The sequence below is a fragment of the Rhizobium sp. RAF56 genome (assembly GCF_052113965.1).
Taxonomy (GTDB): Bacteria; Pseudomonadota; Alphaproteobacteria; order Rhizobiales; family Rhizobiaceae; genus Rhizobium.
The window spans coordinates 1-9,212 of record NZ_JBFRDU010000074.1 but is presented as its reverse complement, the minus strand read 5'-3'; the positions used below and the strand labels follow the sequence as shown (position 1 = coordinate 9,212).

At 61.6% G+C, this 9,212-nt stretch carries 6 protein-coding genes, 1 tRNA gene and 1 pseudogene; 4 read left to right on the top strand and 4 right to left on the bottom strand.

Going from position 1 to position 9,212, the window contains the following annotated elements:
- Positions 1-428 precede the first annotated feature (428 nt).
- Positions 429-1,070: a dihydrofolate reductase family protein gene (locus AB4048_RS28140; protein ID WP_442205251.1), complete on the bottom strand. Its 642-nt coding sequence runs from the start codon at positions 1,068-1,070 to the stop codon at positions 429-431.
- Between the two features lie 148 nt (positions 1,071-1,218).
- Between AB4048_RS28140 and AB4048_RS28135 the strand changes: the two genes are divergently transcribed.
- Both AB4048_RS28135 and AB4048_RS28130 read left to right on the top strand, forming a co-directional pair.
- Positions 1,219-1,575: an ArsR/SmtB family transcription factor gene (locus AB4048_RS28135; RefSeq protein ID WP_442205250.1), complete on the top strand. Its 357-nt coding sequence runs from the start codon at positions 1,219-1,221 to the stop codon at positions 1,573-1,575.
- Positions 1,550-2,038 carry an SRPBCC family protein gene (locus AB4048_RS28130; RefSeq protein WP_442205249.1) on the top strand — a complete coding sequence of 163 codons (489 nt, stop codon included), beginning with the start codon at positions 1,550-1,552 and terminating at the stop codon, positions 2,036-2,038. The genes AB4048_RS28135 and AB4048_RS28130 overlap by 26 nt, the downstream gene beginning before the upstream one ends.
- Before the next feature lie 217 nt (positions 2,039-2,255).
- Here the strand turns inward: AB4048_RS28130 and AB4048_RS28125 are convergent, their stop codons facing one another.
- The gene (locus AB4048_RS28125) at positions 2,256-6,041 is read right to left on the bottom strand and encodes an Ig-like domain-containing protein (RefSeq protein WP_442205248.1); all 3,786 of its coding nucleotides are present in this window, start codon (positions 6,039-6,041) and stop codon (positions 2,256-2,258) included.
- Positions 6,042-6,403: 362 nt separating this feature from the next.
- On the opposite strand from AB4048_RS28125, the gene AB4048_RS28120 reads away from it, so the two are divergent.
- Together AB4048_RS28120 and AB4048_RS28115 are read left to right on the top strand one after the other, a co-directional pair.
- Positions 6,404-7,870 carry a recombinase family protein gene (locus AB4048_RS28120; protein WP_442205247.1) on the top strand — a complete coding sequence of 489 codons (1,467 nt, stop codon included), beginning with the start codon at positions 6,404-6,406 and terminating at the stop codon, positions 7,868-7,870.
- A pseudogene (locus tag AB4048_RS28115) lies at positions 7,821-8,063 on the top strand (recombinase family protein); the annotation flags it as partial. The gene AB4048_RS28120 and the pseudogene AB4048_RS28115, both read left to right, overlap by 50 nt.
- 420 nt (positions 8,064-8,483) lie before the next feature.
- On the opposite strand, the gene AB4048_RS28110 reads toward AB4048_RS28115, so the two are convergent.
- Entirely contained in the window at positions 8,484-8,861 is a 378-nt protein-coding gene (locus AB4048_RS28110) for a hypothetical protein (protein ID WP_442205246.1), read from the bottom strand.
- 202 nt (positions 8,862-9,063) lie between these two features.
- A tRNA-Met gene (locus AB4048_RS28105) sits at positions 9,064-9,140 on the bottom strand.
- Positions 9,141-9,212 lie beyond the last annotated feature (72 nt).

Here is a 9,212-nt window from a genome sequence, read left to right as displayed (position 1 = left end):
CACGAACGACGTTGCCGTCGCCCATGCAAGACTCGCTTCCGGCTGGCGGACTGCGCCTTTACCGGGAGGGGGTCGAACCCTCTGGATGACTTCGAAAGGTTTCAGGTTCTACATTCCATTCTCCTTTCCAGGGCTTGCCCTGACGCAAGCTGGGTGCAAATTGAAGCGCCCGACGGGCCGAACAGCCTCTCCATTTTCCAAATGCGGCGGAGATGCTTGCCGCCGCCGGCAGCCTTAGACGCTGAAGGCGTCGCATCTCTGACGTTCGTCAGCCGTGGCGTTAGCAAGGAAAAACTACAGAACAAACTGCCGCAACGATCGTCAGTCAGCCTTAACAGGCGCTTCTGCTTCGCCACCGTCACTGGCAACTCGAGAGTCCGGGATAATTGACCACGGTCCTTGATCGCCCCAGGTCACAGGCTTAGCGGCTAGCGTTGGAAGGTTAGGTGGATGGTGCCACTCGGTGCCGTTTCCGCTTTGACTGTGTAGTCAGTTTCCAAGCCGCGCAGATCGTCCCACAGGCGGATGCCGCGCCCGAGCAATATCGGCGTGATCGCAACATGAAGGCGGTCGACAAGGCCAGCCTTGAGATAGTCGCGAACGACGGTAGCACCACCGCCTATCCTCACATCCTTGCCGTTTGCGGCGCTAACAGCCTGCTCTAGCGCATCAACCGGGGTGGTGTTGAGGAAGTGGAAAGTGGTGCCCCCGGTCATCTCTATGGAGGGTCGTGGGGTGCGGGTGAGGACGAAGACCGGAACCCGGAACGGCGGCTCGTCGCCCCACCAGCCTCGCCAGTTCGGATCATCCGGAAAGTTGTGGAGACCGAACATGCCAGCGCCCATGATCTCGGCACCCACATTCGCGAAGTATTCCTTCGCGTATTCGTCGTCGACACCCGTGGTCCCTGCTCCCGTGGTATCCTTTAACACGCGCTCACGGAACGTTCGTGTTGCCGCATATGCGCTGACGAGACGCGGCCAGTCCTCGCCGAACGGGGCTTCAGGCGTCTGGTCCGTCGTTGTCGCGAAACCATCGAGCGAGATAATGAGATCGACACGAACTGCCATCGGGCTTCTCCTTGCGGGTGGTTGCATCACAACCGACCAAATATTTCAGGGTCTGACATTAAGGTACTTGCCTTTATATCCAAGCTGGACACTAAGGCAAGTACCTTTTTATCCTTGACCGGCGCACTCGACCATTCTAGTCAAGTGCATGCCCTACCATTCGACTCCGCTCGACCTCGCCTTTCACGCTCTCAGCGACCCCACCCGCCGCGCTGTGGTGTCGCGGCTGGTCGAGGGTGAATTGCCGGTCAGCGCCCTGGCCGAGCCCTTCGAGATGGCGCTCCCCTCCTTCGCGCAACATCTTAGGGTGCTGGAAACTTGCGGCCTGATCGTCAGCGAGAAGCGCGGGCGCAGCCGCTGGTGCCGGCTGGTGCAGGCGCGCTTCGACGAGGCGGCGGACTGGATGGAAGCCGAGCGCCGGCGCTGGGGCGAGCGGTTGGATCGGCTCGAAGCCTACTTGGATAAAACGGAAGAGGATGATGAAGGGCATGGCAAACCTGTTTGAGACATGGTCGCTCGACCGCGAAATCGTGCTGGTCAAGCTGCTCAATCACCCGCGCGACAAGGTGTTTGCCGCCTGGATGGACCCTCTGGCGTTAGCGGCATGGTACGGTCCGGCCGGCCTTAATATCGAGAGCCACGAGGCCGATATCCGCGAGGGCGGAACCTGGCGGTTCGACATGGTGGGCGTGTTCGAGGGCCAGGAGCAGCGCTTCCCGAACCTCATGCGCTTTCTGGAGATCGTGCCGAACGAGCGGATCGTCATGGACTATGGCACACCCGATCCCGACGACCCCGACCGTTTCCGCACCACAGTGACCTTCGATGAGCAGGCCGACGGCAAGACGGTATTGACCTTGCGCCAGCTCCACCCCAGCGCCAAGCGGCGTCAGGTGGTCATCGGCTTCGGCGCGGTGGAATACGGGCTTCAGACGCTGGACGGCCTCGCCGCCTGGCTGGACCGCTGAGCCATGGCCGCCCGCTGCGGCTCGCGCCAGTTGGCGATGGCCAAAGCGATGTGCGGATCGAGCCGCGCCTGATTGCGCTAGCGACAGCTCGGCGAGACAGGATGCCACACACAATGTCTGCTTCCGCGCGGCCGTCTGCCGCGATCCGTGCGACAGCATGGAGGCGCAAAGCTTCCGCGTACTTTAAATGAGAGTCGTTTGGGCCGACAGCGGAGTATCATCGAAAGCCCAACGCCCTCTCAAGCGTATTTTGGCTCATCAAGCTCCTATTCATCTGCTCGGAGAACATCGGTGCCAATCTGCCTCCCGAACCGTGATCTTCCGGCGCAGGCGGCTGAGATAGATGCCCGCTGACAGTGTCCAACTGCAATTTATAGTCTGACACCCGCCCATCGCGCTGCACGATCGACAGGATGAGATCGACCGTGCGAGTTTGCGCGTCAGGATAGCCCGAATAGGTCATGGGTCCGACTTGCCTCAGCCACGCGGCGGCCGGCGAGCCATCCGCCGCCCGCAGCCGATAGCTCAAGATGGTGCTTTCCTGGCCGCCTTGTGTCTCGTCGATGATCTGCAGGTAGAGGATCCCCGCATGCTTGATCGCTTCGACCTGAACCCTCTCTTCACTGCCCGCAGGTTGTTCGATGACAATGGTCGAGGACCCGCCGAGGAAGGACTCGAAAGAGACCCTTATCGGCGCGTGATGATTGTTGATCGTGGCATCGATCGGCCGCTCGGAAAGATCGGCGAGGTCGTTCAGGCTATCCACACCCCGGACAGTCGCCACCACGGCACCGTCCACGTTGTCAGGATTGTATAGAAAATCCAGGCCGGCCGGCAGGTCAGGTTGGTTGTCGTAAGGTGTCGGCACGAAATCGTCGGCAGGCGTGATCGTGATCGTGAGGGTGGCCTGGCCAGTGCCTCCATGACCATCCGAAGCGGTATAAAGGATGTTCGGGACAGGTCCGTCGAAATTGGGTGCGGGTATGAAGATGAAATCGCCGTTCGATCCCAATGAGATGGTACCGACGCCCGGAATTGTCGCGGTCTCGCCAGGGAGATAGTTTGTCGGATCGCCATCGACGCTGAAGCCGGTGACGGTCAGCGGATCACTATCCGGATCGCTGTCATTGCCCAGCACGTTGCCGGTGACGGTCGTGTCCTCGGCTCCGTTGGCGTGGTCGTCGACGATGATTGGCGGGTCGTTGACCGGCGTGACCGTAATGGTGAGCGTCGCTGTGGTCGTTCCGCCGTCGCTATCCGAAAGCGTATAGGTGGCGACCGGGACCGCGCCGTTGTAGTTCAACGCTGGTGTGAACCTGTAGCTACCGTCGGTGCTGATCACCAGGGAGCCAATCCCGGCCAGCGTCGCGGTCTGCCCCGCATTGTAGACCGTGCCGCCGATCGCGAATTGCGTCACCCTGATGGCGTCGCCGTCGGGGTCACTATCATTGGTGATGACAGTACCGGCGAGCACGGTGTCTTCGGGGACGCTCGCGGTATCGTTCACTGCGATCGGCAGCGGGTTTCTAACGGTCCAGATGAATCTCTCCGTCCCCGACGCCCCAGACGGATCGGTGGCGGTGACCGCAACAAGGTATGGGCTGTTCTGGCTGGCATCGTGGGTAAGTGTCCCACTGATTAGGCCCGTCGCCGGATTGATGGACAGGCCCGGCGGCAAGCCGCGCGCGGAATAGATCAGCACGTCGCCGTCAGGGTCGAAGAAAGATTCTGATGCGAGGACGGGCGCCACGCGCGTGCTGTCAACGCTGTTCTGGGGGCCGATGGTGCCGCGATTTGGGTCCGGGCCGGGCGGATCGTTCACCGGCGTCACTGTAAGGGTGAGCACGGCGGTATCGGCGCCGCCATGACCGTCCGAGACGGTATAGGTCGCAACGGGTCCAGGGCCGTTATAGTTGAGGAACGGCACGAATGTATAGCTTCCGTCCGTGCGTATGGTGAGCGCGCCGACACCGGCAACGACTGCCGTTTGGCCCGCCGTATAGGTCGTTCCGCCGACCACGAACTGCGCCACCGACAGCGCGCCGCCATCGATGTCCGTATCGTTGGTCAGCACATTGCCGTTGAGCGTCGTGTCCTCCGGCGTCGTCCCGGCATCGTCTGTAGCGACCGGCGGATCGTTGACGGGCGTGACAGTGATGGTGAGCACGGCGGTATCGGTACCGCCGGCACCGTCCGAGACGGTGTAGGTCACAACCGGACCTGGGCCGTTGTAATCGGCGACCGGCACGAAGGTGTAGCTGCCGTCGGCGCCGATGGTGAGTGTCCCGACGCCCGTGACCGTCGCGGTCTGGCCCGCCGTATAGGTCGTGCCGCCAACCACGAACTGCGTTACCGACAGCGCGCCGCCATCGATATCCGTATCGTTGGTCAGCACATTGCCGTTAAGCGTCGTGTCCTCCGGGGTTGTCCCGGTATCGTCGCTGGCGACCGGTGGATCGTTGACGGGCGTGACCGTGATGGTGAGGGTGGCGGTATCGGTGCCGCCATTGCCGTCCGAGACGGTGTAGGTGGCAACCGGAACCGGACCGTTGTAATCGGCGGCTGGAACAAAAATGTATCCGCCATCCGCGTTGACGGTCAGTGTCCCGACACCTGCGACCGTCGCCGTCTGGCCCGCCGTATAGGTCGTGCCGCCAACCACGAACTGCGTCACGGACAGTGCGCCGCCATCGATATCCGTATCGTTGGTAAGTACATTGCCGTTGAGCTGCGTGTCCTCAAGGGTCGTCCCCGCATCGTCAATGGCGACCGGCGCATCGTTCACCGGCGTGACCGTGATGGTAAGGGTGGCGGTATCGGTGCCGCCATTGCCGTCCGAGATGGTGTAGGTCGCGATTGGAACCGGGCCGCTGTAGTTGGCGGCCGGTACGAAGGTTGCGTCGCCGTCGGCGCCGATCGTGAGTGCCCCGACGCCGGCAATCGTCGCCGTCTGACCCGCCGTGTACGTTGTCCCGTCCACCACGAATTGCGTCACCGACAGCGCCCCGCCATCGATGTCCGTATCGTTGGCCAGCACGTTGCCCTCGAGCGTGGTGTCCTCCGGCGTCGTCGCAGTATCGTCGGTGGCAACCGGGGGATCGTTGACCGGTATCATCGTCAGCGTCAGCGTCGAGGTATCAGTGCCGCCATTGCCGTCCGAAACGGTGTAGGTGACGATAGGGATCGGGCCGGCATAGTCGGCGACCGGTGCGAAGGAATAGCTGCCGTCGGCATTGACGGTGATCGTGCCAACGCCTGAGATCAGGTAGCCGCTGCCAAGCGTAAACGGTCCGGCCTGGCCGGCCACCGTAAAGCCGCTGACGCTCAACGGACCGCCGTCGACATCGGTGGCGTTGGCGAGAAGGCCGGTCGCGGCCGGAACGCTGAGCGTGGTGTCCTCGGTGACGTTGTTGGACTCGTCGCCATCCACCGGCGGGTCGTTGACCGGCACCATGGTCAAGGTCAGCGTCGAGGTGTCGGTGCCGCCGGCACCGTCCGAGACCGTGTAGGTGATGACTGGGATCGGGCCGGTGTAGTCGGGCGCTGGGACGAAGGAGTAGCTGCCGTCGGCGTCGATGGTGATCGTGCCGACACCTGAGATCAGGTAGCCGGTGCCGACCGCGAAAGGACCGGCCTGGCCGGCGATCGTAAAGGCGCTGACAACAGGCGTGCCGCCGTCGATATCAGTGGTATTGGCGAGAAGGCCGCTGGCGGCAGGAACGCTAAGCGTCGTGTCTTCGGTGACGGAGTTGGTCTCGTCGCCGTCCACCGGAGGATCGTTCACCGGCGTGACCGTGATCGTCAGCACGGCGGTATCGGTGCCCCCAACATTACCGTCCGATACGGTGTAGGTCGCAACCGGACCTGGGCCGTTGTAATTGGCGACTGGCACGAAGGTGTAGCTGCCGTCGGCGCCGATGGTCAGCGTGCCGACGCCGGCGACCGTTGCCGTCTGACCCGCCGTGTACGTTGTCCCGTTTTGGCCGCAAAATCGAATGCGCACAAGGAAATCTGGTCGGTCCCTTCCGGACTTCGCCATCGCCATCACGGCACACGGCACGTGAGCCCCGCGTTAACCGTGTTCCGGACCTGTTCTCTTTGAAGCGATCGAAATCCTTGAGATCCGGTGCCGGTCCTGCCAGGAAAGGGAGGCTTCGGAACCGAAGCTAGCGGCCCCAGGCAGCGCGCCAACGCTACCAGGGGCCTGACCCTCACGCCTTGACAAGAAGGAATCGGGCTATGACCAGACTACACAACTCCGCCCCCATTGGGGAAGTTCTCCACTCCGTTGGTGGTGCTGCCGCCGAGCGCGCCTCCGTCGCTGCAACGCAGCCTCGCCGTTTCGAGGCGCCGTCTGTCGCCCGGTTGGAACCGCCGGTACTGCGCCGTCATACGCATCTCGTCCGTTACCCAGACGTCGAGGCTGACTTTGACACGCTGATCGAGAAGGCGATCGCTGCCATTGCCGACGGCGAACCGGTCGAAGACGAAATCCTCGGACACTACGTCAACGTCGCCTCACTGGTGCGGGCGGTTTCATTCCGGGAAGGCAAGCTATTGGAGCAGGCGGTCGAACGCCTGTCGAAGGCCAATCCTGATCTCGTTGTCCTGAGGCAGTCGATCAAGTTGCCGCTGGTGAAGGCTGCGATTGAGGCAGTGGCCGGGAACGACTGGAGCAGCCTTGAAGGTGTCCGGCTCGATTGCGAAGCGCCAGCGAAAGGCAGCTACACTCCCGACCTGATCATCGTGAACCGGGGAAGGCACGCGGCCTCAATCCTCGACCTGAAGCGGTCACTCGCCTCCTATGGCGATACTAGTCGCTTGGAAGAGCTGAAGCTGAAGATGATGGCGGCCGCGATCATCCTGCCGGACTGGCTCTACAAGACGCAGAAACGGCTCATGATTGATACGGTCGGCGTCGCCATCGTCGACGGCGCCAGTCGGCCGAGCGACGCGACTGCCTTTTCTACGAAAGCGGGAATTCATTTTGCTGAACGGCGTCCCGCGACTTCCGCGCATGTTGCGCCCGGTCGCGACGATGTCTCGTCGCTCTCTGATGTCACGTCGCGCTCTATAGTCGGCGCCGCGACGGCAACGTATCCCCTCTCCTGGCGCGGAAATTATTTCCCCATGGGCTCACAGATTGAAAGTTGGCTGTTAGAAACTGTTTACAACCGACCGGCTAGGATCGGCCCCGATTGCTTCTGGAGGAGCTATTTCATGACCAAAGTATTGTTTTATGCGCGCTATTCGACGGACCGCCAGAATGAGGTCTCGATCGAGACACAGGTCGAACTCGGCAAGGCATTTGTTGAGCAGAGAGGCTGGACACTGGTCGGGACCTATTTCGACTCGGCAGTCAGCGGCATGAACTTCACGTCGCGTCCCGGCATCCAGAAGCTCCTGTCGCATGTGAGGCGCGAGCGGATCGATGTTGTTCTCTGCGTCACCGTCGACCGTCTCTCGCGCGACGTCGAGCATAGCTCAAAAATCCTCAAGGAACTCCGATATCGCGACACCGACTCTCTGGACCGTCCATGCCGGAACGGCCGTGCAGGACATGGAGATGGCGCTGCGCGCTATCCTCAGCCAGGAACTCGTCGAGCAGATCCGCTATCGCACACGCGAAGGCATGAAGACGGCAGTACGCCAAGGGAAGGCGGCAACCTGCCTTGCCTACGGCTATGCACTGTCACAGCAGCGCGACGCCAACGGCGACCGGATCAAGGGCCTGCGCGACGTCAATCCGGCCGAGGCCGAGATCGTCCGGCGGATCTTCAAGATGTATGCCGACGGAACTTCTCCTCGCGATATCGCCCATATCCTCAATAAGGAAGGTGTAGCCGGCCACAAAGGTAAGGCCTGGCGGGACACCGCAATTCGCGGCCACAAGAGCATCGGGACCGGCATTCTTAACAACGAAAGCTACATCGGTCGCATCGTCTGGAACAAGCGGCAGTACCGCAAGAACCCGCAGACTGAGAAGCGGACCGCGCGCATGAATGATGCGAGCGAATGGGTCTCAGCGGACGTGCCGTCAATGCGCATTGTCAGTGACGAGCTCTGGGCTCGCGTCCGCGCCCGCGATGCCGAGATCGGCGTACTCTATGGAGACGCCAGCACCAACCGCCTCAATGCCACGCAGCGCCCGGAATACCTTTTAAGCCGTATGCTTGAATGCGCTGAGTGCGGTGGGCCTTATGCGATCTCCGGCAAAGATCGTTATAGCTGCACCAACCGCAAGAAGCGCCTACCGATCGAGGAACTCGACGGCGCCTGCTGCGGCAACAGCAAGACGATCACGCGCCACGAACTCGAAGAGCGCGTACTGAACTGCATTCCCGCCGCCTTTTACTCGATGGAGATTTTCGACAGGGTTTCCGCGACGATGATCGCGCATGAGGTCTCAGTGCTGAAGCGCTCCCCTTCCCGGCGGGCCGAGCTTTCAGCCGAGCTGAAGGCGACTACCCAGCGCCAGAACAGCATCATCCAGCAGATCAGTGACCGGGCCGCCGAAGGTCGTCCTCGTCTCGCCGCCCTCGATGATCAACTGGACGAACTGGAAGAGACGCGCCTGAAGCTGGCCGGCAATCTCACCGCACTCGACGAGCCGACGGAAGATTTTCAGGCGAAGATTGCCAAGGTGAAGGAGCAATTCAATCCCGCCAATGTCGAGTTGAGCATTCGCAAGCTGATCTTCCTTGCCCGCAACAATGCCGACGAGCAGGCCAAACAGCGCCTCATGCCGATTGTCCGGGATCTCATCCAGAAAGTGGTGATCGGCAAGACGCCCGGCCACCAGCCGGCAAGCCTGCAGGTCCACGGCGACATCGCCAGCATCATGGCGTCGATGGAAGTCATCGAGCGACTGGAGCAGGAGTTCATCGCTGCAGCACAGAACGATCTGCTGGCAAAGATTGCGTCCGGCGAGATCGACACAGAGGCCAAAAAACAAAAGCTCCTCGACGCTTACGCGGAGGAGCTGAAGAGCAAATATCCCGAGTGGGCTAATTTGCAAGTTTCAGTGGTTGCGGGGGCAGGATTTGAACCTGCGGCCTTCAGGTTATGAGCCTGACGAGCTACCGGGCTGCTCCACCCCGCGTTATGGTTATTTGGCAAAAGGGCGGCGTTTTTGCGGGCGTTATGCCGGGCATTTTGCCTGTTTTTGTGAATG